The sequence below is a fragment of the uncultured Campylobacter sp. genome (assembly GCF_938041645.1).
Taxonomy (GTDB): Bacteria; Campylobacterota; Campylobacteria; order Campylobacterales; family Campylobacteraceae; genus Campylobacter_B.
The window spans coordinates 76,932-102,306 of sequence record NZ_CALIST010000022.1 but is presented as its reverse complement, the minus strand read 5'-3'; the positions used below and the strand labels follow the sequence as shown (position 1 = coordinate 102,306).

Annotated in this window: 23 protein-coding genes; 5 read left to right on the top strand and 18 right to left on the bottom strand. The window is 45.3% G+C overall.

Translation table 11 applies throughout. The annotated features are described in order from the left end of the window. The first annotated feature begins 29 nt into the window (after positions 1–29). Positions 30–626: a hypothetical protein gene (locus Q0600_RS03670; protein WP_298757020.1), complete on the top strand. Its 597-nt coding sequence runs from the start codon at positions 30–32 to the stop codon at positions 624–626. Between the two features lie 732 nt (positions 627–1,358). On the opposite strand, the gene Q0600_RS03665 is transcribed toward Q0600_RS03670, so the two are convergent. The 3 genes from Q0600_RS03665 to Q0600_RS03655 form a co-directional block, all read right to left on the bottom strand. Continuing rightward, on the bottom strand, positions 1,359–2,045 hold the full coding sequence (locus Q0600_RS03665) for an MOSC domain-containing protein (RefSeq protein ID WP_298757017.1): 687 nt from the start codon (positions 2,043–2,045) through the stop codon (positions 1,359–1,361). A gap of 135 nt (positions 2,046–2,180) precedes the next feature. Further along, the gene (locus tag Q0600_RS03660; RefSeq protein WP_298757014.1) at positions 2,181–3,593 is read right to left on the bottom strand and encodes a sodium:alanine symporter family protein; all 1,413 of its coding nucleotides are present in this window, start codon (positions 3,591–3,593) and stop codon (positions 2,181–2,183) included. A gap of 228 nt (positions 3,594–3,821) precedes the next feature. Further along, positions 3,822–4,652, bottom strand: a complete 831-nt coding sequence (locus Q0600_RS03655; protein ID WP_298757012.1) for a class I SAM-dependent methyltransferase — start codon at positions 4,650–4,652, stop codon at positions 3,822–3,824. A 353-nt stretch (positions 4,653–5,005) separates the two neighbouring features. Here Q0600_RS03655 and Q0600_RS03650 point away from each other — a divergent pair, with 353 nt between their 5' ends. Further along, a complete protein-coding gene (locus Q0600_RS03650; protein WP_005871915.1) occupies positions 5,006–5,644 on the top strand; it encodes a Crp/Fnr family transcriptional regulator in 639 nt (212 codons plus the stop codon). 484 nt (positions 5,645–6,128) lie between these two features. Here the strand turns inward: Q0600_RS03650 and Q0600_RS03645 are convergent, their stop codons facing one another. The 11 genes from Q0600_RS03645 to Q0600_RS03595 are packed head-to-tail and all read right to left on the bottom strand — an operon-like array spanning position 6,129 to position 16,521. Next, complete coding sequence (locus tag Q0600_RS03645; RefSeq protein ID WP_005871911.1) at positions 6,129–6,992, bottom strand: formate/nitrite transporter family protein; 864 nt, start codon at positions 6,990–6,992, stop codon at positions 6,129–6,131. After that, on the bottom strand, positions 6,993–7,445 hold the full coding sequence (locus tag Q0600_RS03640; protein ID WP_291936428.1) for a hydrogenase 3 maturation endopeptidase HyCI: 453 nt from the start codon (positions 7,443–7,445) through the stop codon (positions 6,993–6,995). It lies immediately after the preceding gene. Beyond that, positions 7,445–7,789, bottom strand: coding sequence for a formate hydrogenlyase maturation HycH family protein (locus Q0600_RS03635; protein WP_005871907.1), 345 nt, complete (start codon positions 7,787–7,789; stop codon positions 7,445–7,447). The genes Q0600_RS03640 and Q0600_RS03635 overlap by 1 nt, the downstream gene beginning before the upstream one ends. Then, positions 7,786–8,610: an NADH-quinone oxidoreductase subunit B family protein gene (locus tag Q0600_RS03630; protein WP_297960608.1), complete on the bottom strand. Its 825-nt coding sequence runs from the start codon at positions 8,608–8,610 to the stop codon at positions 7,786–7,788. Before Q0600_RS03630 ends, Q0600_RS03635 begins: the two co-directional genes overlap by 4 nt. After that, entirely contained in the window at positions 8,607–9,146 is a 540-nt protein-coding gene (locus tag Q0600_RS03625) for a formate hydrogenlyase complex iron-sulfur subunit (RefSeq protein ID WP_177386902.1), read from the bottom strand. The genes Q0600_RS03630 and Q0600_RS03625 overlap by 4 nt, the downstream gene beginning before the upstream one ends. Next, entirely contained in the window at positions 9,143–10,879 is a 1,737-nt protein-coding gene (locus Q0600_RS03620; RefSeq protein WP_005871901.1) for a hydrogenase large subunit, read from the bottom strand. The genes Q0600_RS03625 and Q0600_RS03620 overlap by 4 nt, the downstream gene beginning before the upstream one ends. A 2-nt stretch (positions 10,880–10,881) precedes the next feature. Next, positions 10,882–12,363 carry a hydrogenase 4 subunit F gene (locus tag Q0600_RS03615; RefSeq protein WP_177386904.1) on the bottom strand — a complete coding sequence of 494 codons (1,482 nt, stop codon included), beginning with the start codon at positions 12,361–12,363 and terminating at the stop codon, positions 10,882–10,884. Between the two features lie 2 nt (positions 12,364–12,365). Continuing rightward, entirely contained in the window at positions 12,366–13,010 is a 645-nt protein-coding gene (gene hyfE, locus Q0600_RS03610; RefSeq protein ID WP_297916762.1) for a hydrogenase 4 membrane subunit, read from the bottom strand. Position 13,011: 1 nt separating this feature from the next. Next, entirely contained in the window at positions 13,012–13,941 is a 930-nt protein-coding gene (locus Q0600_RS03605) for an NADH-quinone oxidoreductase subunit H (protein WP_297901004.1), read from the bottom strand. Between the two features lie 10 nt (positions 13,942–13,951). Next, positions 13,952–15,925, bottom strand: a complete 1,974-nt coding sequence (locus Q0600_RS03600) for a proton-conducting transporter membrane subunit (protein WP_298757006.1) — start codon at positions 15,923–15,925, stop codon at positions 13,952–13,954. Beyond that, positions 15,922–16,521, bottom strand: a complete 600-nt coding sequence (locus Q0600_RS03595; protein WP_005871891.1) for a 4Fe-4S dicluster domain-containing protein — start codon at positions 16,519–16,521, stop codon at positions 15,922–15,924. The genes Q0600_RS03600 and Q0600_RS03595 overlap by 4 nt, the downstream gene beginning before the upstream one ends. Positions 16,522–16,915: 394 nt before the next feature. Here Q0600_RS03595 and Q0600_RS03590 point away from each other — a divergent pair, with 394 nt between their 5' ends. Next, positions 16,916–19,183, top strand: a complete 2,268-nt coding sequence (locus Q0600_RS03590; protein WP_298757003.1) for a molybdopterin-dependent oxidoreductase — start codon at positions 16,916–16,918, stop codon at positions 19,181–19,183. Positions 19,184–20,156: 973 nt separating this feature from the next. Here the strand turns inward: Q0600_RS03590 and dctP are convergent. The 4 genes from dctP to Q0600_RS03570 form a co-directional block, all read right to left on the bottom strand. Continuing rightward, positions 20,157–21,350: a TRAP transporter substrate-binding protein DctP gene (gene dctP / locus Q0600_RS03585; protein ID WP_298757000.1), complete on the bottom strand. Its 1,194-nt coding sequence runs from the start codon at positions 21,348–21,350 to the stop codon at positions 20,157–20,159. A gap of 1,078 nt (positions 21,351–22,428) precedes the next feature. Next, complete coding sequence (locus Q0600_RS03580) at positions 22,429–22,671, bottom strand: hypothetical protein (protein WP_298756997.1); 243 nt, start codon at positions 22,669–22,671, stop codon at positions 22,429–22,431. After that, positions 22,661–23,713 (bottom strand): DHH family phosphoesterase, encoded by a 1,053-nt coding sequence (locus Q0600_RS03575; protein ID WP_298756994.1) that lies wholly within the window; start codon positions 23,711–23,713, stop codon positions 22,661–22,663. Before Q0600_RS03575 ends, Q0600_RS03580 begins: the two co-directional genes overlap by 11 nt. After that, entirely contained in the window at positions 23,710–24,123 is a 414-nt protein-coding gene (locus Q0600_RS03570) for an Rrf2 family transcriptional regulator (protein WP_298756989.1), read from the bottom strand. The genes Q0600_RS03575 and Q0600_RS03570 overlap by 4 nt, the downstream gene beginning before the upstream one ends. A 104-nt stretch (positions 24,124–24,227) precedes the next feature. Between Q0600_RS03570 and rpsO the strand changes: the two genes are divergently transcribed. Both rpsO and Q0600_RS03560 read left to right on the top strand, forming a co-directional pair. Continuing rightward, complete coding sequence (gene rpsO / locus Q0600_RS03565; RefSeq protein WP_297922003.1) at positions 24,228–24,500, top strand: 30S ribosomal protein S15; 273 nt, start codon at positions 24,228–24,230, stop codon at positions 24,498–24,500. Between the two features lie 480 nt (positions 24,501–24,980). Continuing rightward, on the top strand, positions 24,981–25,337 hold the full coding sequence (locus Q0600_RS03560; protein WP_298756987.1) for a hypothetical protein: 357 nt from the start codon (positions 24,981–24,983) through the stop codon (positions 25,335–25,337). Positions 25,338–25,375: the final 38 nt, after the last annotated feature.

Genomic DNA, 25,375 nt, shown 5'->3' with positions numbered 1-25,375 from the left:
TCGAAGTCTCGCTAGCTCTAGCCGAGGCCGTGCAGGAGCGCATAGGCACGATGGACTTCGCCGAGCGCTTCGCTAAGCGCGATACGGACGAGATCGCAGACATCGTGCGAGCTGCGAAAATGCCGATAGGGCGCGTCTGCATCAATCAAAAAGAGAAAAAGGTAAAGCCGATGCCGAGCGATAAATTTAAGCTTCCGCGCGCGGCTGGCGAGACGCTTCTGTTTAAAAATTTCAATTTCAAAATCGCCGTGATGAACGAGCTGATGTATGAAAAAGCCTTGCTGGAGCCCAAATTTGATGTGTTTGAGTACTGCGAGGAGCGCGGCATCGACCCGTATGCGGACTTTGGCGCGCTGCCGCAAGCCAAAAAGTGGTTTAAGGACTATCCGGTCCCTGCAGATTTGGCGGAGCGGGTGAGCGAGCTCTATCTTGACGGCGGAAATGAAATTTATCTGCAAATCGCGCCTGATTGGGACGGCGAGGACGGGCTTTTTGACATCAAAAATATCGATGCTGTCGAGCTTGCGCAATTCAAAAATCTTAAAAAAATCGAGACGACCGGCATCGGCATATCTAAAAAGGCGCGAAAAGCCTGCACGGATGCGGGGATTACAGTAGTTGATTGAGTGCGGAAGTGAACTTTGAGCCTTACGGAGCGCGGTTTTAAAAAGCTGAAATAGGCTTTTGAGCTGCGGTGTGCGCTCTTAAAGGTCGTAATTGTTGCCGCGCCGCGCAAAATTCTACTTATAGCAAGCACTATAAATGAGCTTTGAAAGGCGCTTGGCGAAGCATCTGACACGTCTAATTTGGCGCGCGTTACAAAGCTTTGAGAAAGCTCGTTTGCAGCGTAAGAGCCACGCCGCTAAATGTGCGAGATGAGTGTGTTACGCGAGTAAAAATAGTTCGCTTTTTGATTTTGGAAAAAATCGCTGCGTAACAAGGTGATTAAATTTACCGCTTTTAAATTTTAAAATTTACAAAGAGCGGCGCGTGCGGCTTTGAATGTGCGGTTAAATTTAGACTTCATAGCGGCTTAAATTCTAAGTGCGGTTAAATTTGCGTCTTTAATTTTGCTTGCAGCCTGTGTCGCACTGCAAAACAGAGTGTGAAAACAGATCGCATTTGCGCGCGATCAGCGCGGATCAAATTAAAATTTCGTCTTTGGAATTTAGTCTGAATTTGCAGCTTGCATCAAGAAAGTATTTTTTTGTAAGCCGATATTGAGTAGCCAAGAAGTGTCTTGAAACTTAGCATCGGCGGCTTGGAAAGTATTTTGAAATCCGCGCCAAGAGTGTGTTTTAAAACAACAAGGCGCGGCACTACTTTGCTATTTTAAAACGCCGCTTCGAGGCTAAATTTCATAGCCGCATAAAGCCGTCGTCGTAGCTACCTTCTAGCTTGCGGCGCATATCCTCGCGCCATTTTGGCGTAAGCGTCGTAAGTAGGTTAAATTTTGCTAACAACTCTTCATCGATACGATCGCCATAAAATAGATGATTTAGCTCCATCACGCTCATCATAGCGGGGTCGCGCTCTACGACGTAGATCTCGTCGCCCGCGCGGCACGAGCCCGCCTCCAGCACGCGGTAGTACCAGCCGGTAAGTCCGCTGCGCGCGATCTCCGCCGTCATCTCCGCGTTGCCCCAGCGCATCGAGAGCTTGTAGCAGGGCTTGCGCGGCTGGCTTACTTGCAGTACCAGCGAGCCTATGCGGTGCACATCGCCGATGCATACGTTTTGCTCGTGTAGTCCGCTGATCGTGAGGTTTTCGCCCATTGCGCCGTAAGCTAGATTTTTAAGCCCCAAAAACCTCTCCCACGCGGCGTAATTTTGCAGCGAGTTGGCAAAAATCGCCTTTTCCGTGCCACCGTGATGCAGCGTGTCGGCTACCGCATCGCCCTCGAACCCAAGCTCGTTCGCGCGCACTTCGCCCGCTCTGGCTTGCTTAAAAATCGCCGTCTCCCAGCGCCTTTTTAGAGGCTGCGTGGCGCGCTCGTCGCCGTAAGCGCGCGGTTGCCCGGTCAGCAATGCCTTTAAAACGGGCATTTTTCGCTCCTTAAAATTTGCATGCGTTCTCCTTAAATCATAAAATTTAGGCTAAGATTTTAGCTAGAAAAGAATTTTAAAATTCTAAATTTTGCGCTAAATTTCAAGTGCGAGCTTGAAATTTAGCGCGCGGCGTCATTTGTAGTCGTTCGCGTCGTAGCTTTTGCCGTCGTTAAAGTCGCTCAAAAGCCGCACGACAACGGGGCTAAGTAGGATGATTGCGATTAAGTTGGGGATCACCATCAGTCCGTTAAACATATCGGCTAGTCCCCAGACTAGGTCGATCTTTTGCACGCTTCCTATGAATACGAATGCGACGACTAAAATTTGCAAGAGCTTGACGAATTTTGCGCCCAGGAGGTATCGCACGTTGATCTCGGCGAAGTAATACCAGCCCAAAATCGTAGTAAATGCGAAGAAAAACAGGCAGATCGCCACGAAGCCGTAGCCGCCGCTGTGACCTAAAATCTGCGATCCGAAGGCTTCCTGCACCAGCGAGATGCCCGAAAATACCGCCTTGCCGTTTTCGAAGGTGACTACGTCGGTGCTGAGCACGACGAAAACGGTGATGTTAAGCACGATGAATGTATCGACGAAAACGCCCATTATGCCGAGCACGGCTTGATCTACGGGGTGTTTGACGTTCGCTGCGGCGTGTGCGTGCGGCGTCGAGCCCATGCCCGCTTCGTTTGAAAAGAGCCCGCGCGCGATGCCGTATCTCATCGCAGTAGCGATCGTAGCGCCCGTAGCGCCGCCCCAGGCAGCCGATGGATCAAACGCGGCTTTGAATATCAGCGCAATGACGGATGGAATTTTATCGAAATTTGAGCCGATGATGACGAGACCTACCAGCACGTAGCAGATCGCCATTAGTGGCACGACCTTTTCGGCTACGCGCGCGATCGCTTTGACGCCACCAAAAAAGATGACGCAGCAGATGAGCGCTAAGGCTGCGCCGCTTGCCCACTTCGGGATTCCAAATGCACTGCTAAAGCCGTCGGAGATGGAGTTTGCTTGCACCATATTGCCCATGAAACCCAAAGCAAAGATGATGGCTAGCGCAAAAAACGCCGCTAAAGGCTTGGCAAGGGGGCTTTTGAGTCCGCGACTGATGTAAAACGCGGGCCCTCCGATCATATGTCCGCTGTCGTCCTTGGTGCGGTAAATTTGAGCCAGGCAGATCTCTGCAAAGTTCGTTGCCATGCCTAAAAACGCCGCGCACCACATCCAAAATATGGCGCCCGGCCCGCCCATCACTAACGCGGTGCTGGCGCCTACCAGGTTGCCCGTACCGACCTGCGCCGCGATTGCCGTGGCGACGGCTTGGAACGAGCTCATACCACTTTTGCCCGCAGCCTCGCCGTGCAGGGAGAAGTTGCCGAAGAGCTTGCGCGCACCCATTCTAAATTTAAAAATCTGCACCAGGTGCAAACGCGCCGTAAAATACGCGCCGGTACCGCAAAGTAGGGCGATTAGAAAGTACGGACCCCACAAAAAGGAGTTGATTGCGTCAATTGTGGCGGTGAGTTTGTCGAGAAAATTTTGCATGATCTTTTCCGTGAATTTAAGATGCGAAAATATATTTTAAAAACTCTTAAATTCCTATAAATCGAGGTAAATTTAAGCAAAATTTTAAAGCGTTTTTATAATTTTACTCAAGCATTAAGCAAAGCGGTATGTGCTGTTTGCTCTGCATGCCAGCTTGCCAGATAAGCAGCTTAGAATTCGCGCCTTAGCTGTCGAAATTTGAAAAGCAATCAACTGAAATTTTTAAGCCTATTCATCACCGCCGATTTTGAAAACGAACATCTTGCACGCGTTGCAAAAAGCGGGGATTAGGCTAAAGAGGCGCCCTTTGAGGCTCCAGTGGCTTTTATACATTTTTAGCATCGCGGCCTCCCTGACGAATCTGATATGCGCGCTATCCCAGTCCTGTACCTCCGCGCCGCCGCCGATGCCCATTTTAAAGGGCGCGTTTTGCATGTGTCGCATCGCGTCGTGGCGCTTTGAGTCGAATTTTCTAACCGAAAACTCGCTCATAAAGTCGCTCAGCACGTAGCCGCGGAATTTTTGCGCAAGCGCGATAAAAAATTCTTTAAATTCCTCCTTTTCAAAATACATACTCACCCCCTCTAAAATGAAGATGTAGCCCGCGCTACCGTGCTTTGCGGCCAGCTCGTCCATCCACGAAAGGTCTAGCATCGAGTAGGGCAGGCTGAAATTGTTCTTTGCTTTGGGCAGCAGTGCGTCGCGCATGGCGATGACGTCGGGCAGGTCGAGGTCGTAAAATAGGGCGCTCGGTAGGGCGTGCTGGAGCCTAAGCGGGCGGGTGTCGAGCCCTGCGCCAAGTTGTACGATGATAGGGCGGTCGAACTCCGCCGCGAGTCGCAGCGTCTCGTCGTCGAAAAATTTCGCGCGGATCACCGTGCCCGTCTTGCTAAGGCGCGCGTCGTTAAATTTCGCAAAATCATAATCGATCTGCTCTACGACGGCGCTTGAAAAGGGATCATTTAGGATCGGATCCTTGTCTTTAAAATCCAAATGGCGCATATAGACGTTGATTAGTAGCGTCTCGGAGACGTTATCTTTAAAATTTAACTTTTGCATGAAGTGCCTTTCTTGCGGTGTCATCGCGAGCAAAATACCGCTTATTTTTAATATGCATTATTATATCCTTGCTAAATAAAATTTCAATGAAATGATATGAATTTTTATTTAAAGACAGAATTTTAAATTCGCGCCACGGGTTTTGGCTATAATTTCGCCGCATAAGGCTCAATAAATTTTTGAAATTTTACGCGATGCAAAGCGCGGGTAAAATTTAGAATTTTAAAAGCTATAAAATTTATTAGCTCCGGCGACCTAGATGCGCAGCCATAGTGCGGATGGTAAATTTAATCCGCGCAGCTTTATCTTTGTCTAAATATTTCATTGTATAATTCTTAGCTTTTGGAGGTTATATGGAAAAATCGCGGCTGGGACTACTGCAAACCGAGGCTATCGCCACGCTTAGCGACGAGGAGCTTGCAATGTTCGAGCACCAAGTCATCAAAAAAGGCTATGTTTTTTATAGCGAGGCGCCCAAAGTTTTTATTTTTAAAAGCGGGCAGGCGAAGCTTTCGTTTTTTGAAGACGGCGAAGAATTCATCATCAACTACCTAAACAAGGACAATATTACCATTCTTAATGAAATTTGCGCGCTTGAGTTTTTAGAGGACAGCGAGATTTATACGATCGATGCGAGCGGACTAGGGGAGATCTTGGCAAATCGCAGCTTTTGCGAGGCATATATAAAAATTTTAACAGAGATAATTCTGCTGCAGCGCAAAATCACACGCTCTATACTTTTTGAAAATGCAAAAGGGCGCATCGCGAGCTTTTTGATCGAGCTTGCAAACGAGCAGAATTTTCATCAAAATGGCTACAAATACGTCTTTTTGCCCTTTTCGCTAAAGGTGCTTTCATCCTTCGTGGGGCTCAAGCGCCAAAGCGCGAGTACCGCGTTTAACGAGCTTGTAAAAGATAACGTAATTCAAAAAATCAGTCAGCACGAGTTTTTGATCCTAGACTACGACAGATTGCTTAGCTACTGTGTTTAGGCTCGGGCTAGAGTTTTAAAAGCATTTATGCGGCTTACGTTACGGCTTAAGCGCGAAATTTGCCTAAAGTCAAGGCGCAGGATTTTGCCTAGATTTACAGCGTAAAATTTTTATCAAGAGCTTGGTTTTAGAATTCCATCCCGAATTTCGTTAGGATTTCGTCTAAAATTTTAACTTATATAAAATTTGGGTTTGTGGTCTCGTTTAAAATTCTGTTTTGAATTTGCTTAAAATTTTAACACGTAATTCACTTTTGCATTTTATCCGCTATCCTAAAACGCAAAGCTTTGGAATTTTAAATTTAGTGGCAGGCTATGGAATTTAAAATTTTAAATCAAGCTGGAATTTTATGGGTTGCAATGGAATTTAAAATTTTGGATCGAGCGAAATTTTATGTATGAGAATTTTTAAAATTTTAGAAATTAAAAATGCGCGGCAAAGTGCCGCGCCGTATTTTGTTTATATCGTGCTGAAGCGCGATAGATTAGTCTTTCTTTTTCATATCGTATTTATTTACCATAAATCCAACCAAGCCTACGAAAAATAGACCGCCGCAGATGTTGCCTAGCGTAACCGGGATCATATTTTTAACGATGAAATTTCCCCAGTTTATTGAATCTATTTGAGCTGCCGTTACACCGTGAAGCGAGCTTGCAAGAGCGTTTACATCGCCACCTGCAGCCGCAAGGTAGTGGCCTTTAGCGATGATGCCTTCAGTTAGGATAAACATATTTGCCACGCAGTGTTCCATCGAGCAAGCTACGAATGCGCCGATCATCCACATAATTGCAAAGAATTTACCCGATAGATTGCTCTCACTGGTCGCAGTCCAGATAGACATACATACAAACACGTTACAAAAAATTCCGCGGATGAATAGTTCATGAAAAGGTGCGTTTATTTTGCCTGCTGCTGCAGGAATGAAGTGCTGCAAGATGTAGCCATCATATTTAAGCGGAAGTCCTGAGTAATAATACATATACGCGATTAACGCGCCGCCTACGAAGTTAAAGCACCAAACGATAGCCCAATAGCCGATAGTTTTACCTAGCGGTAATTTGCCATCGGCAGCAGGCACACCCGTTAAAACAGAGCTGGTAAATAGATGCCCACCGTAAAAAACCACCATCATCAGACCGCAGCTAAAGGTAATACCACCGATGAAATTCGATAAGCCAATAGATTGCTTTTCAGCCATTCCGACGGTCGAGTGAGCCCAGAAAATATCGCCCATAGCGATTGCAGCGCCCGCCATTATAGCTAGAAAAATTATGCTAATTAGCGGGGTATGCGCCTTGTGTTGCATCGAACTAGACACCGCTTGCGCGGTTTCTGCAGGATTTAACATTTACTCCTCCTCATTTAAATTTGAATCAATTTCTAAGATACGCTCATAAGCTTTTTGCGCACTTTTTTTTGCGCTCTCGCTTAGCCCTTCTTTAAAATCAAGGACGTTATCGAGCAGCACACTTATGCCCAAAAACAATGTCTTTGGGCAAATTTTGCGCAGATAGCTTAGAAGCACCGGCGTAGGCAGGTTATGCGTCGAGTAGATATAGTCGCGATCGTTGCTGAGGTCGAAAAATTCTATCTTATCCTCATCAAAGCCGCTCATCGCATCTACTACGATCAGAATTTCAGGGGCAAATTCCCTAAGGGCTGCAAATTCGTTTTCGGGCACATCCTGCCCATAAAAAACGCGCCAATCTTTTAGGTTCGCCTCGACTATTCGCCCTGTTTCATTGCCCACGTCGTCGTCGCCGCGAAGGGGATTGCCGATACAAAGCAACGCCTTTCGCATCAAAAATCCTTCCTTAGCACGAAATATCCTTCGCGCATATTTTTTAGCAGATCTTTAAGCTCACATTCGCAAAGCTGAGGGATTAGCTTAGCTGCGTGCTCGGCAAAAATTTCAATCTCGAAATACTTGCTTAGGTTACCGATCTTAAATTTAACGTAGTCGCCCGAGTTCTCGATGATGCGTTTAAATTCTTCATCGTCTATCTCAAGTACCTTTTCGCTAAAATCTATCGTACCTACGCCGTGACCGACGCAGGTGGAAAAAACCTTGATATCCTTTAGCTCTTTAGGTAAATTTTCGTTTTCGTCCATATGCCGCTTTGTAAGCTTAAAAACCTCAATCATCGTTTGCTCCAGACCTCTTTTTGTGGATCGATCTTAAATTCCTCCGTAGCGCGGGCGTATTTTAGATATACGTCATTGTGCAATAGTGCCATACACTCCGCGTATCTAGGATCCTCTTCGGTGTGGATAGCGTTAAGTAGAGCCTCGCGAGAAGCTTTTGGATCGTGAACGTCAGATGAGGTTTTGATCGCATCCATATATTTTGCGAATAAAACTCTTCCGAAAATATAGCTCATCAGCCTCTTAGCTTCAGCTTGCAGATCGCGCTCGAATAAAATATTGCCGATAACTGAACTCTTAACCGGTGGCGGAAGAGTGCTATCTTGCTCATAGCTCTTCTTTTGAAGCTTTTGATCGATGATGCCAAGCGCCATGCCAAGACCATAGATGATGCTAGCAGGATGCGGAGGGCAGCCGGGGATATAAACATCCACCGGTACAATCTTATCTATACCACTCCATACGCTATATGCGTCATGAAAAATTCCGCCAGTACTTCCGCAGGCCCCAAGAGCTACTACGATCTTTGGATCAGGTGCAGCCTCATAAGCGCGGAGCAGCGGATAATACATCTGTCGAGTAACCGGACCGGTGCAGACTAAGATATCTGCGTGGCGAGGGTTGGCTACGAGTTTAAATCCGAAGCGCTCCGGATCCCACATCGGCGTGATAGAAGCAAAAATTTCGATTTCACAGCCGTTGCAACTTCCGCAGTCGATACGATAAACGCTGAAGCTTCGTTTGATATTTTTTAAAAGCTCCAATTTTGCGGTTAGATCGTTTGCGTTTTTAATATTTTCGGGGACTTGATACAAACTCATTTTATTGCCTCCTCTATACCTTTGGTCACTCTTTCGACCGCTTGAGCTTTTTTGCATTCAGGACAGATATAGAGATATTTTTTAGCTTCTTCTAATCTGCCTGGAAGCAAATTTGCCGTACTTAGCTTTTCTAGCGTGTAATTGATGAGCCTTTTTGGGGTCATCGGCTTGCCGCAGCAGCTGCATTTTTCCATCTCAAGCTCGCCGTGTTGGATAAGCGCGCTTTTATCAAATTTTACCGCTAGCTCAAAGCTATTGCCTAGCCTTACCGCTCCCGTAGGGCATACTTCGTCGCAGCGACCGCAAAATATGCAGCGTCCGCAGTCAAATTCCCAAATAAGCTTGGTTTGAGCTTCATTCATCTTAAGCTCAATCGCATTGGATGGGCAGGCGATACCGCACGCGGCACAGCCTATGCAAAGCTCATAGGTGTATTCAGGCTGCCCGCGAAAATTCTCGGGCACGATGTATGGCTCAAACGGATAAGCATAGGTCGCCTTACCATATTTTTCGGTAATGTCGAATAATTTCATCATCTTAAATCCTTTTTGCTAACCTTGCCGTCTTGGCAAAATTTCTTAAGGTCTTTTTCGGTTAGAATTTTACTCTTTCCGCTATTAATATCGACTAAAGTTACGCGCTCGGTGCATGAGTAGCACGGATCCATCGAGCATACGATTAGCGCCGCATCGGAGATGTTATTTCCGCGGAATTGAAATCTTAAGCTCGGCCAGTTGTTATACGTAGCGGCGCGACATCTCCAGCGGTAAACCTTCTGAGCGTTTCCTTGCATGATCCAGTGGACATTTTCGCCGCGTGGCGCTTCGTCGTGACCTAAAGCGTAGTTTTCCGGTCTGATCATAGTCTGTGGATCGATCATTATCGGAGTTTGCGGCATTTGATGCAAGCACTGCCTGATGATGTGGATCGATTGTTTGAGCTCTTTATACCTTACGACTTCGCGGCTGAATACATCGCCACCGTGCTCTACGGCTACTTCGAATTCTATCTTGTTAAAGAAATCATAAGGGTGATCGTAGCGGTTGTCGCGTTTAAAACCGGAAGCTCTCATATTTGGACCTACCGGGCTAAAATCACGCGCTACTTTGCGATCTAATACGCCTACGCCTTTCCAGCGACCGATTTGGCGTTTATCCTCCATAACAGCGTCCCAAATTTCTGAAATTTGAACGTCGAGCTTGTTGATGATCTCGATGCTCTTGCGAATTTCATTATCGGTCATATCACGGCGAAGTCCGCCCATAATGACATTGCCGTAGGTCTTGCGGCCGCCGGTTACGAGCTGAGCTAGCTCCATGGAGTATTCGCGCACCCTAAAGATATGCATGAAGGCGTTGTAGTTACCCGTTACCTCGCAGGCTAGACCGATATTTAAAAGGTGGCTGTGAAGGCGCTCGATCTCAAGGCAGATGACGCGGATAGCTTGCGCACGAAGCGGAATTTCAAGCTTGATAGCTTTCTCTGCTGCTTCAATACACGCAATCGCGTGAGCGTAGCCGCAAATTCCGCAGACGCGCTCTGCTAAATAGCCCATCTGATCGTAATTCATTCGGTTTTCAGCTAGCTTCTCCATACCGCGGTGCTGATAAAACAAGCGGTAGTCTGCATCGATAATCTCATCGCCGTCGCAAAATAGTCTGAAGTGTCCCGGCTCATCACTCGTTACGTGAAGAGGTCCAAGTGGAACATCTACTACGCCGTCGCCGCTAGGAAATAAAAACTCTGCATTAGGCTCGTCTTTATGATCTACAGGATCGGGTCTATAGCGGTAGTCCATTGCGTCTTTGCGAAGTGGATGAAGCCCATCGGGCCAATCGTCGCTTAGCACCAAGCGGCGTTTATCAGGCAAGCCTTCGGCGATTAAACCAAACATATCGAAGGCTTCTCTTTCGTACCATACGCAAGCAGGCACTAAAGGAGTAACCGACGGGAACGTAGGATCCGATCCGGGAATTAGCGTCCTAACGGTGATGAAGCATTTATCCTCTGCGGCGAAATCCTCCGCTTCGGTCATCTTACCACCTTCCATAGATATCGCATAGTAAAGCGCGAAATTTCCGTTTAGCTCGCGCTCATCGTTAGGGATCATCGTGCTGATAAAACCGCCGATGTCATAATATAGCGTCTTAACCGCAAGCGGCAGATCATTTCTATCCACTAAAACGGTGATTTGATCCTCGGCTTGGCGGGTAACTTCTAAGACCTTGACTTTGGTCTTTAAAATTTCTATAAATTTATCGCCTCTCATTTTTAACCTCTCATCATTATTCTAACGCCGTTTTCGACGAGCATCCAAAAATCACCTACGTGCCATACGCCGAAAATTATCACTAAAGCGCAAAGCAAGATTAGCGGTAAATTTTCAAACAAGCTCATCTCTTTAGCATAAACCACTTCACCTTTAGGCGTACCGAAGCTCGCTAGATTAAAGTGCGCGAAGTCCGCAATGAAAATAATTACGAGCGCGATCGCAAATAATGCTACGGCTATGTATTGACCGCTGGCTATCGCGCCTTTGAAAACGTTAAATTCGCTTACAAAGATCGCAAACGCAGGAACACCTACGAGCGAGCAAACCGCAGCACCAAACATTATCGTAGTAAGCGGAGCGATTTTTACCATACCGCCCATTCTAGTCATATCTTTGTGACCGTAAATTCTAGCGATATTACCGGTAGAGCAGAATGCAAGAGCCTTAGTAAAGCTGTGAGCTAAGCAGTGAAAGATCGCGGCAAGCAAGCCAAAATATCCGCCGATACCTAGCGCAAATGCAATAACACCCATATGAACGACCGAGTGGTAAGCAAACATCCTTTTCACGTCGTGCTGGCGAACGAGGAAAATTCCTGCTATAAATAGCGTGATCGTGCCCGAGATCAGCATCACGTGCTTAACGAAGTCTGGCCCTACCGCTTCGGCGGTTACCGCGTAATATCTAAATATCGCTAGCATCGCACATTTTAAAAGCACACCCGAAAGTAATGCTGAAATAGGAGCCGGACCTTCTGCGTGAACGTCAGGAAGCCAAGTGTGAGTAGGAGCAAGTCCTGCTTTAGTTCCAAAGCCTATTAGAGCGAATATAAAGATAAGCTTAGCGGCATCTTTGTTTAAGCCTTTGGCGTGATCCATAATGCTAGTCCAAAGCATCGAAGCCTCGCCATCGCCCGTGATTTTGAATGTAGCCGCATATAGTAAAACGGTCGCATAAAGCGCAAACGCTAAGCCGATCGAGCAGATAACGATATATTTGTAACCGCTCTCGGTAGATTTTTTGTCTTTATGAATAGCGACCAAAAATACCGATGCTAACGTAGTGGCCTCTACTGCAGCCCACATAAACGCAACGTTGTTACAGATCACGCTAAGCGTCATCGTAAAAACGAAAACGTGGCAGAGCGCGTAGTATTTTCTAAGATCGCTAAGATCCAGATGACCGCCCTGTATCTCCCATTTCATATAGGTGGTGGAGTATAAATTTACCAAAAAGCCCGTTACGGCGATTAGCACTAAAAATACGCAACCTAGGCTATCTAGGAATAGAAATTTATCGTATGCGTAAAAAGCCTCGAAGTTGCCGCTGATAAGCTTGCCTACGTTACAGAGTAGCCCTGCGGATGTAACTGCAGAAATCAAAACGTGTAGCGAGCTTAGGAGCTTGAAATTCTTAGGGCATAAGAATAATATCAGCGCTCCGAGCAACGGAAAAATTAATATAAAAGCTAAACTATTCATCATTAACCCCTTAAATTCGAAGCTTTAGACGTATCAAGCCCGTCATAAGCTTTGTAAAATCTAACCGCCAAAATGCTCATAATAATAACCGCAAAGATTGCATCGGTTAAAATTCCAAGCTCGACTAGCTCGTGAGAGTTGTAAGCCATAAGTGCAAGGCTTAGGTGGATGCCGTTTTCAAAGAGGCAGTAGGCTAGAATTTGCTTGATGAAAGAATTTCTTAGCATGAAGCCGAAAATTCCCATCATAAATACGGTTACCGCCGCTATTAGAACGATTCTTTCTTGAATAAGAGAGAATTTAAGCAAGATCGGATTGATTGTCATCGCAATCGCTAGCGAAAATCCCATCGCAATAACGGGGCTTACGAAAAAGCCGCCTACCGGCTCATCCTCGCTGATCACATCCAGCTTTTTAACTAGCCAAAATAAAATTCCTGGCACGAAAATAACCTTCGTAAAAAACGCCACTATCGCCCAAATTCTAAGCTGCGGCGCATTGAAGTTAGAATATAGCATAAAAAATATGCTTACCAAAAGTAACGTCTGAATCGCGTAAATTCCGATCGAAAGCTTTAAATTTCTAAGTCCGAATACCGCAAGTGACGTTACGATCATACAAATTGCTAAAATATCGATACTATTCATCTTAAAATCCTACTACGTAAAGCGTTAATGCCGCAAAAGCGATGGCAAGAGCACCGCATGAAATTTTGCGCATGCTCGAAGTCATTCTAAAGCGCGGTCCAAAGTTGTCGATGAAAACGGCTGCTACGTAAAATACGCCAGTTTTTAGCACAAAGATTATGATTGCCAAAAACGGATTGCTAAAATTCCACGGCTCAAATATCGTTAGGAATAATCCGATCATCGCAAACTGCTTCAAAATAAGCGCCGCTTGCACTAAGCCGAGATCGCTGCCTGCGTATTCGCCCAAAAGTCCTTCTTGAAGCTCTTGCTCGGCTTCGGCAAGATCAAATGGCTTTCTGCCGGTCTCGACATACATACACCATAAAAATGCAATCGAGGCGACGGCAAAGCTTGGAATTTGATAGCCGATCTGACCGCTGCGTACCATCTGCTGGATCTCAACTAAATTTGAAGTTCCCGCAGCCATCATTACTACGATTAGGCACATCATCATCACAGGTTCGACAAAAACGGCAAGCATCTGCTCGCGTCCACCGCCGGTTGCCGCAAAAGGGTTACCGCTATCTATCGAAGCCGCACCGAATACGAAGCGCAAAAGCGCGCCTAGATATAGGATAACGAAAATATCCGAATACGCTCCGAAAAGGGTATCTTTGCTGTATGTAATAGGAATAGCCGCCAAAATCGCTGCCGAAGTAGCGAAAAGGAAAAACGGCGCCCATCTAAATACCCAGTGGCTGCACGCAGGAACGGTTCTGCCGCGCTTAAAAAGCTTAATAATATCGCGGTAAGTCTGGAAAAAATCGCTTCCTTGTTTCGACTGAAGTTTGGCTCGAAGTTTTCTCGCCATACCGTCGAAAAGTGGAGCGACTAGGACGATAACCGCGACTTGAAATATCATTAAAAATATAGTTTGTATAGTCTGCATCTTAAACCTCCTAGATCAAGAAATATCCGACGCCCAGTATCGCGCAAAGATAGATTAGGATGTAAAGCGTATATAAATTTGCATAGCCGCTTTGAATAATTCCTATCTTATCGGCGATCTTCTTACTCCAATCGATTACCGGTTGATAAATCATCGTCCACCAAATGTCTTGTGGGTGGTTGTGATACTCGATCGGTCCGAAGTAGCCGTTTTGCTCTATTCTGCGTTTATGACCTCTAAATAACCAGTCCATAATCTTTCTTAAATCGCCGGTAAAAGGACCGCCGGTCATCTGCATGCGAGGGCTATATTTAAAACCGCATGCCCAAGGATCTGTCTCACGAGGTTTGTCGCGATTTGCTTTCATAACCGCTAGGATGATAAACGGAAGCAACATTGTAGAACACAAAATCACTGCAATAAGAGGAGTTGAAACGATACTTCCCAAAGGTGAAGTGATTGACGAAGCGCCTAGGCTTGCGACATAGCCGCTATTGGAAGTGATAGAATTTACCGCCTGCATGATGTAATCGACTATGAAGTGTGCGCCTACACCAAATCCCACGCAGCCTATCATCAAAATGATCATTCCTAAAACCATTCCTAATGGGCTTTCTTTTGCATTTTCCCAAATTTTTTTATCCCTTGGGGTTCCTGCGAAGATTACCGCATAAAGCTTAAGGTGCATACCGACCAAAACGCCGGTGAGTGCAAGAGCGACCACTGCTAAAGAGAAGGCATATCTAATGAAAATTCCGCTTTCCTTAGCACCTTGAAGCATTCCTTGATAGGTAAACCACTCTGAAACGAAGCCGTTTACCGGAGGAAGCGCTGCGATACCCATGATACCGATAAACATACCGATAGCGGTTAGAGGCATTTTTTTTGCTAGCCCTCCTAGCACGTCCATATTCTGCGTATGAGTAGCGTGGATTACAGAGCCTGCACATAAGAATAGCAAGCCTTTGAATATCGCGTGATTTACTACGTGGTAGCAACCTGCTAAAAATCCGACTGCGGCTAGCGTTACATTGCCTGCTGCGACGCCGTAAATTCCGGTGCCAAGACCCAGCAAGATAATGCCGATATTTTCAACCGAGTGGTATGCAAGAAGCGCTTTAAAGTCGTGCTGGCACAACGCGTATAAAACGCCAAAAAGCGAGCTGGCTGCTCCTAGGATCAAAACTGCAAGCCCAAAATAAATGCTTAGTGGTAAAAATAGTGTAAATTTAACAAGCGTAAAGAGCGCTACTTTAATCATAACGCCGCTCATCAGCGCAGAGACGTTCGATGGAGCCGCAGGGTGAGCTTGCGGTAGCCAAACGTGAAAAGGCCACATTCCCGCTTTTGAGCCGAAGCCGACCAAAAATAGCACGAAAGCAGCCACGGAAGCGCCCATCGGCATATTTACTTTTCCCCACTCCGCAAATTCGAAGCTGCCTGCGTAGTTTGCAATGATAAGTAATCCACAGGTGATACAAAATGCACCGATCTGCGCTATACCTAGATATACCATAACGGCTTTGAGCGTGCCTTTGCCATCGTTTACTATGATTAAAAATGACGAGATTAGCGTCATAAGCTCCCATAAAACAGCGAAGCAAAATACATTATCCGCACTGATGACTAAAAGCATAGATAAGATGAAGGTATTAAATAAACATGCAAAAACGCCGATATTTGCCTTTCCGATATATTCCTCGGCGTAGCTCATACCGTAAACGCTGCTTGCAAAGCCTATAAAAACGACTACGAAGCTGAAGAAATTTCCAAGCGGGCTTAAAGCAAATTTTGGCGCATATAAGAAAGTGCCGCCCAAAACGAAGCTATCGCTTACGCCCATATTGGCTACGAAATGACACATCGCATAAAAACAGCTGATAGCACCTAATCCAAATCCTACCTTAACGGCAGTTTTTGGAGCGCAGTATAAAAGGATACTAATTACTGCACTGACGATAAATAAAGTATAGACGCTTATCATTTTGCGCCTCCTTCTTTTTTGGCGACGCAACTGATTTCGCCGTTTAATACGTCTTTTGCAAAAGCATTAGCCGCATCGTAGTCTATCGCAAAGCCCAATTTATGCTTACCTTCTTTAGGATCTATCATAATGATAGCGCTAGTTGGGCAAACCTCGACGCATGCAGGACCGTTCTCGCGTCCGTTGCATAGATCGCATTTGATGGCGGTGCTTTTGGCGCCCGCTTGGCTTTCGATCTCGAGATAATACTTCGGCTCGACCGCATAATTTACTGACGGCATAAGCTCGGCATTCGAGCTGATCGCGCCATAAGGACAGGCGAGCGTACACATCTTGCATCCGATGCAAATTTCTTCGTGTAATTCGATATAGTTATTATCGAAGCGAAGTGCACCGGTAGGACAGACGTTTGCGCATGGTCCGTCATCGCACTGCCTGCACTGCGTAGGCATAACGCCGTAAGCCTGTCTAAGCACGGTAAGTCGCGATTTAGCAAGCTTACCGCGCTCGTAGGCACTTGAGTAACAGGCTGCCATGCACGTCGTGCAACCGATACATCGTTTGTAATCGCAGATTACAAATTTATGTTGTTTCATACCTTTCTCCTTGACTTAAGGAATTTTAAAAATTTTTTACTAAAAATTTTGGTGTAATTATATTTAAGTCCGTAAAAAAATTCCGTCATTTATCTGACGATATTTGGAATTTATTTGATAAATTTGCTTTCAAAGCTTAAATTTAAAAACTAATTTCTTTTTTAAACAGGTTCGTTGATTATTTGCTTAAAAAGTCTAGTATATCACTATTAAAGTATATTTTAAAATTTAAATTACTACTTAAATTACCCCAAATTACTCCTAATTATAATTGAAAAAATTCTTTTAGCTTAAGACAAAATTTCAATTTTATTTTAGGTAAGAATTTATATAATTGTGCCGAAATTGCATATATGGTAATTTTGCATGTTTAGTATTTTCGAAAGGAGAAAATATGGCGAATAAAGGCAAGGTCATATGCCCTTATTGTGGCACAGGCTGTCAAATCGAGCTGACTGCGGAAGACAATTATATCAAATCCGCAACCGGCGTAAGCGACAACCCCGTAAATCAAGGTTGTTTATGTTTGAAAGGTTATTACGGATGGAATTACGTAGGCTCTAGAGATAGGCTTACTACTCCGCTAATTCGTAAAAAGAATGGCAAATTTAGTAAAGACGGCGATTTGGTCGAGGCTAGCTGGGACGAAGCGCTTGATTTGGTTGCTAAAAAGATGCTCGAAGTTAAAGAAAAATACGGCGCCGACGCGATAGCGGGAAACTATTCCGCACGCTGCACCCATGAGGATAACTACGTAGCACAAAAACTACTTAGAATTTTAGGCACGAATAATATCGATCACTGCGCGCGCATTTGACACGCTCCGACAGTAGCAGGACTTGCTAAAACAATCGGAAACGGAGCGGCTACAAATAGCTTCACGGAGATCGGAACTCACAGCAACTGCATTATGATGATCGGCTCAAACCCGGAAAATGGTCATCCGATCGTAGCTATGCACGTTCAAAGAGCGTTAAACAGAGGCGCCAAACTCATCGTCATTGACCCGGTTAAGACGGAATTTGCAAATCGCGCAGATATCCACCTCCAACTTGAGCCGGAGCACAATATCCCGGTTATAAACGCTTTAATCCATGCTATTATCGACGAGAATTTGGTAAATCAAGAATTCGTTGAGAAATACACCAAGGGTTTTGAATATGTAAAAGAGGCGGTTAAGGATTATTCGCCTGAGGCCGTAGCTAAATACACAAGGTTAAACGCTGAAGATATTAGAAAAGCGGCTAGAATTTACGCTACTACGCGACCTGCGGTCATCACGCACGGAATGGGTGTAACTCACTTCAACCACGGCGTGGGCGCAGTCTGCGACATTTCAAATTTAATGCTCGTAACGGGCAATGTAGGTGAGCTTGGAAGCGGCGATCTACCGATCCGCGGACAAGAAAACGTCCAAGGCTGCTGCGATATGGGAATGCTTCCTAACGTATTTACCGGTTATAAAGCTGTAACCGACGAAAGTGCCCGTGATTGGTTTGAGCGCCAGTGGAATTTACCAAAAGGTCATCTAAATGGCAAGATCGGCATTCATAAAACCGAAGTGCCTGACGCAATTCTTGATGGTAGGGTAAAATTCTTCTGGACGATGGGCGAAAACCCGGTTATGACCGATCCGAACGCAAACCACTTCTTGCGCGCGATTTCGCAGGTAGAGATGTATGTGATCCAAGATATTTTCTTAACCGAGACGAGCCGCAAAGCAGATGTCGTGCTCCCTGGAGCTTGCAGCGGCGAGAAGGAGGGCACTTATGCTAATGCAGAGCGCCGCGTACAGCATAGCGAGATTGTGGTTGCCCCTCCGGGACAAGCTAGACAAGACTGGGCTATCATCTGCGAGCTTGCCAGACGCCTAGGTCTAGGGGATTATTTCACATTCCAATCTCCAGAGCAGATTTGGGAAGAGGTGCGCAGGGTAGCTCCGCACAACTACGGCGGAATGAGCTATTACCGTATCAAAAAATACCACGGACTTCACTGGCCGTGCCCTGATGAGAATTCTATGGGCGGACCTGCATTGTATCTTGATAAGAAATTCTTTACCCCGGACGGTAAAGGAAATTTCGTCCCAGTTCTATTTGTGGATGATAAGAGCAAGATCGAAAGCGCCAAAGAGGAATTCGCAAAGCGTATGAATATGCCGAAAGATTATCCTGTAATGGCGGGCTCTGTGGACGAGAAGACCGACGAGGAGTTCCCTATCCAGCTTCTAACTACGCGTAAGGTTTACGAGTACGCAGGAGGCGCGATGACTAGGCGCTCTAAAACCGTAGAGCAGGGTGGCGACGCGATAGGACCGATTGCGGAAATGAATCCGAAACTCGCCGAGCGATACGGAATTTCACAGGGCGATTTCATCGTCGCGTGGAGCCGCTACGGCTATATCGCGATCAAGGCGGACATCACCGAGTGTATAATGGATGGTATCATTCAGATGTCTTATCACTACTGGGAGAGCTGCTGCAACGAGCTAACGAGCGGCGGCTGGGATCTAATCGCCAAAACGCCTACGTTTAAGGCGGCGATTCAGATTAAAAAGATCGATGAAGAGGAATTTTTGCGTATCCGCGAGCTTAAGCGCATTAAATTTCAAACCAATAAAGTCGTTTACGACGACTTCCACCACCATCCGATTAAATTCTAAGAATTTAATCTTATCCGTAGATTCGGGGGCTACGCTTCCGAATCTACTTTTTAACAATCAATTCAAATAGTATGAACAATCCAAATAATATGAAATTTTTAGCGATCTAGCCGTCTTGCGATATTTTAAAGATCAAAAATTTCAAGAATTCAATAAATTTCGCGGTATTAATACGCTTTTTTGCGTAGTTGCACTATCGATAAGAGGGCATAGAAATTTATCTGCTATTTCATTTAATAGATGCGGCGGCAGAGACCGGGCATTCGCGATTTATCAAATCCTAATAAATTTAGTCTCAATAAGAGCGGCGCAATGGAGTAAATTTTAAAGATAAGCATGATAATAAGACTATTTTATCGCGGCGAATCTTACCAAATTACATTATTGATTAAATTTTAACGCGCGTAGGCTAATTTTATGCGAATTAGCCTATATTGCCAAGTAGCGCTGCAATTTTAATAACGCAAATGCGATTTTTGTGATTTTGATAGATGAATGCAAAAGGCTCATAGGCTTTTTAAAATGCTAGACGCGGCTTTTAGTCTTAATGGTCGCAAATGCCGGTTTCTAGCATAACTGGAGTAGTTTCGCGCTCCGTCTGAAATCCATAAATTTTGATTTTAAAATTTTAGATTTAAAATTCCGAATTCCGCCGTGCTTGGAATTCACAATTTTTAAAATTTTGTTTCATCGCGTGTTTTTGGCGTTCTATTTCACGTGGGGGCCCTTTGCTGCGCTAGATCGCGCTGCTTGCGATGTTAAAGCTATTGCGCCAAAGCTTCTGCCTGCTTGCGGATGAGATTTATGAACTGGGCTCCGGCATTGAAGCTATTGTGCTAAAGCTGCTGCGGCAGAATTCCATTTACTTTATGCAAAAATAGTTAAAATTTCTGCCGCTTGTCGCTCCTGAGCTACTTATTGTGCCAGATCTGTTCGTCGCACCTTATTTTTATCGCTCGCAGCGCCCGCTGTTTTACTTTGTCGCTCCTAAATTTTTGCCGTCCGTCGCATTAGAATCGCTCGCAGCGCCGTGATTTTCGCTGCTTGCAGAAGCTGAGCTTGTCGTACCGCTAGGGCTTGCGGAGATTGGATTTGCTGCACTTTCGCCCGCGATGCCGCTTACGTTATTTATGTAGGCTACGGTGCTTATTTTGTTCCATTCTCTACCGATTTTCAAAAACGCGCGCTGGCTGTCTAGGATCTCTTTAAACATCGGATCTTTCGCCGCTTCTTCGTCTAAGATTTCATTCGTTGCTTTTTTAAGCGCGGCTATCACGTCTGCAGGGAAGTCGCGCACCTGCACATCCGGAAACTGCGCTTTTAGCTCCGCCCAAATGCGAGCGTTTTCGTAAAAACCCTTATTTTGGAAGTTCTCTCCGGCAAGTCTTGCTGCAGCCTCTAAGATCGCTTGAAGATCCGCAGGCAGCTTCTCTAGCGCCTTTTGATTTACCAGCAGCTGGCAGTCTCCCATAGGCTCTTGCCAGCCTGTGTAGTAGTATTTAGCCACTTTGTGAAATCCAAGCGGCATATCATAGACAGGGCTTACCCACTCGACCGCGTCGATCGTACCCATTTCTAACGCCATAAATAGCTCGCCCGTAGGCACCGTGTTTATAGTAGCACCTAGCTTACTCATCACCTCTCCGCCTAGCCCCGGTATGCGGAATTTAAGCCCTTGCAAATCTGCGACCGAGTTGATCTCTTTTTTAAACCAGCCGCCCATTTGCATGCCGGTAGATCCCATCAAAAAGGTCTTCATGCCGTATTGCGCGAACATCTTATCATTCAGCTCTCGCCCACCACCATAGTAATACCACGCGTGCTGCTCATCAGTAGTCATACCGAAAGGCACTGCCGTCCAGAGCATAGTTTTGGCGTCTTTGCCTTTATAGTAATAAAGCGAAGTATATCCTAGATCGTATTGCCCGCTTTTGACGAAGTCGAATATGCCAAAGCTTGCCTTGTGCTTGCTCGGCGTATCGATGCGGATCTGAAGCCTACCACCGCTAAGGCTTTCGGCATAGTTTTTAAAATCCTCAGCAGCAGCGCCCAAAACGGGCGTAGTCGCCTCCCACGTACTAGCAAGTCTTAGGCGATAAACCTTATCGTCGCCGAAAAGCTGCGAGCCCAAAAGCATGAGACATGCAAACAAAAAAATCTTTTTCATTTATATCCTTTCATAAAGTTTTAAATTCATAAAATTTCAAAATTTAGCGCGACGCCTGCTTAAAATTTAATCGCGTTCCGCGTTACTGCTACAAAATTCTGCTTCACGGTGTCTATTTTATCGACACGTTGCTTTCTATTCTATTTTACGACGCTTCATCTTATAAGCACTTTGCTTTGTAGACGTCTTATTTCGCGACATTTTACTTCTTAGCGCCCTGCCCAAGCTTTTTTATTTTACAATGCCTGGTTTTGCGGCGATAGAGCGCTGCGTTCGTTTTAATTTTGCCGCGGCGCGCATACTTACCTACACCTGCGTCATATCTAGCGATAATATTTTATCAAGCGCGCTTATTTAAAAACCTCTGGCAGCAGACCTATTTTGCTTAGAAACAACAAAAGTATCTTAAAATGCCATCTCTGCACTTTTGCAGATAAAATTCTCTTTTTCTTTCAAAGCGAGCTTTGTCATTATTGGCAAGCTTAGACGCTACGCCATTTTTTGATCTTAGACGGCAGAATCGTGCTTTTAAATTTAAAATCCACGATCAGCGCACTCTTTGTACCGCATCGGCAAGCGGAGAGTGCGCCTTTATATTTGAATTTTGCGCCTTAGTTGAGCGCAAAATTCCGCGCGGAGTTTTGATGCAAATTCCTCGCGAAACCTAGATTAGAATTTTACGCAGAGCTGCCCCGCGTTGTCTAAAATTTTTTGCGAAATTCCGTGCCGCAAAATGCACTTAAAATTTTAAATTTGCTATTGCGCGGAATTTCTTAGCGTAAATTCCAGGCCTTGAAATTTTGCTCTTGTTTGACGGCATAAAATTTTAAAATTAAATTCTGCAACTGCCATGCCTTAAAATTTTATTTGCAAAGCCTGCTTGCTAAATTTTAAAATTTTAAGCCTAAGTCCGCAAAATTCCGTATTTCGCATTCCGTATTTTAGAAATTCTATTTCGCAAAATTTTATCTCGCGGATTTATCGCTCCATAAATTTCCGCGCTAAATGAAATTTTACTCCGCATAGTTTGCGCTTCGCAAAATTTTATCTCGCAAAATTTCACTTAAAATTTCGCGAGCTAGCCCTTATTTTCAAATAACTCTGCGTGTTTGCTACGCAAAAACTCGACCACGGCGATCACCTCGTCCGCGCCGCTAGCGTCCGAGTTCGCAAGCACCGTATCGATGTTTTCGATATACAGCTGCGCCGCGTCGGCGAGCCGCTCGCGCTTCACGCCCGCATAAAGCAGCATCGCGTCAAGCAGGATGTTGATCTCGTAGATGAGGTCCTGCTCGGCGATTTTTTCGTCATTAGTTTTCATCTTCTTCCTTTGAAATTTGAGTTTTTTTCTCGATTAGATCCACGATTTGCGCCTTTACGGCTTCGTACGAGCTCGCGTCCTTAAAGCCTGCAAACATCCCGCCGCTCGCGTTTACGTGCCCGCCGCCGCCGAGGAGCAACTTTGCCATTTCGCTAACGTCGATTTTGCCGTCGGCGCGAAAGCTGAGCGTTTTTTTGCTCGTTACGTCGATGAAAAAATCGACATCGGGGTTTTGCGTCAAAAAGTCGTTGCCGATGACGCTTACGTTGCCGATATTGTAGGTCAAAATGCCCTTTTTATCGAGATAGCTGATCCCAAAGCGCTGCTTTTGCGCGCTTAGACGGGCGACTACGAAATGCGAGACGAGATTGCTTAGCGTATCGTCGCGCTCGCTTTTAAAAAATTCTTTCTTTATGCCGTGCAGCGCGCTATCTAGCGCGATGTGAGCGTCTGGCTCGTCTTGAAATTTAAAAATTTTTTCCAGCAAGTAAAAGATATAATCCCTGCTCTCCCGCTCAAACATGATCTTATTGATCTCTTTCGCGCCCGAGACCATGCCGAGGCAGACCTTGCCGAGCTCAAACTCGCTCTGCTCCTTCAGCCAGATGTCCACGGCGTTTACGACGCGCACGAGCTTATTCAGCCGCGGCGAGCCGCCGAACATCGCGCTGAAAAAATCATAGGTGATCTTCGTGGCGCAGCGCGATGAGTCCAGGAAATACCACGGGAATTTTTTCGCGCACTCAAGCCCACTTTGATGGTGATCCAAAAGGATCACGCGGGCATTGCGACGGGCTATCTCGCTGCCAAATTTCTCGCACTGCGCGGGCAATAAATTTAGATCTGTGATTAAAACCAGGCTTTTTTCGTCCGCGTCTACAGCGAGCCGCTCATCGATACGAGCGAGGATGAGATCAAATTTTTCGTTTATCTCCTTGCCGTAGTTGGCGTTGAAAAATTCCACGTCCGTCAAGTAGTGCGCCGCGACGAACTGCGCGCCGTAGCCGTCCAGATCGGTGTGGCTTAGGTGATATATTTTCATTTGCGCTCTTTGCCGATGATGTTTGCTAGCGTGATCGTATCCATATACTCATCGACTTTCTCTTGAAGTTCGCCAAACATTAGATTGACGCGGCACAGCGTGCGACCGTTCGGGCAGGCGTCGATCCCTTCGGCGGTGCAGTCAAATACCGTCGCCTTGCGTCTTTCGGCGCTTTTGATGATCTCGCTTAGCGTGATCTCGTCCGCATTGCGCGCGAGCACAAAGCCGCCTTTTGCGCCTTTGAAGGAATTTAAAAGTCTCGCGCGAGCCAAATTTTGTAAAATTTTAGCCAAAAAGCTGCGTGAAATTCCAAGCTCGCTAGAGATCGAATCGACATCCATCGATTCCTCCTTACCCGCGATGCAGATCATTGAAAGTAGGGCGTATTCGCTTGCTTTTGTAAAAAGCATTTATTCTCTCCTTTGGTGTCAAAGCGTGCATTTTACATCAAAAAAGCAAAAATTTAGGTTAATTAAGTATAATCGCTTCCTATTTTACCGATCAGGAGGTCATCATGGCTTTAGACACGGCTCAAAAAGCACAGATAGTTGCGAAATTCGCTAGAAGAGAGAAGGATACGGGCTCCGCGGAGGTGCAAATCGCGCTTCTTACCGAGAGGATCACGCTTCTTACCGCCCATATACAGGCAAATCCGAAAGATTTTTCATCCCGCTTAGGACTACTAAAGCTGGTAGGTCAGCGCAAAAGAATGATGAAATATCTCAAAAATAAAGACTACGCAGTTTACTCCAAGCTCGTTAGCGAGTTAAATTTAAGAGATAAATAAGCTCCTTTGCTCGCGGCGGCGTTTATTTCGCCCCGCGATTTATACACGGCGTCCGTCAAACGGCGGACGCTTTTTTTATGCCCGAAATTTTAGACAGTCAAACTTTTTCAATCTTTGAATTTTTTGAGAATTTTGTAAAATTTCTGAATTCTGCTTGGACTATGAAATTTTAAAATTTCATAGAATTTTTGAAATTTTGCCGAATTCTAATAATTTGCGCAGTTCACATCCTCGACGGAATTTTAAAATCATAGGCGGCGATAAATTTTATCCGCGCCGTCTTGCGTACAGCTAGAATTATACATTCGCGCTGTTTGAGCCATCTAATCTACATCAAAATTTAATTACAAAATTCCAAAGAATTTAGATAAAAATCCTTGCCGTATCGCCTGAAAAATACGGCGAGTATAAAATTTCAGCAAATTTTAATGGGGGGGGGCGTATTATTCACAAATTTTATTTTTAACTAAAGGATTGTTAATGGATTATTTTCACGGTATCGCAATCAATGCTAAAAAAGAAGTTCTAACAGACATGAGTAGCGTAACTAATACTACTGTAAATACTGTAAATAGTGGCGATGTAAGTAGTGGAGGCTTGGGTTATCCCTTTTTGTCTATCAATCCGTTCGCCGTTCGCGGCAGTTTTAACAGCAATACGACGACAAATACGACCACTAAAACAAGCACTACGCATACTCATATATGGACATTCCAGCTTAAGGGGCAAGGTAAAGATTTGTTTAGAGCGGTTTTAGATAAAAATTTTTTGATTTTGGATGGTGATGAGATGGCTGGTTATGTCGAAAAAATGGTGGTTATATTGATTGCGGTCTAACTAAAAACATAACTAGAAAAGTAAGCAATGAGGATCAA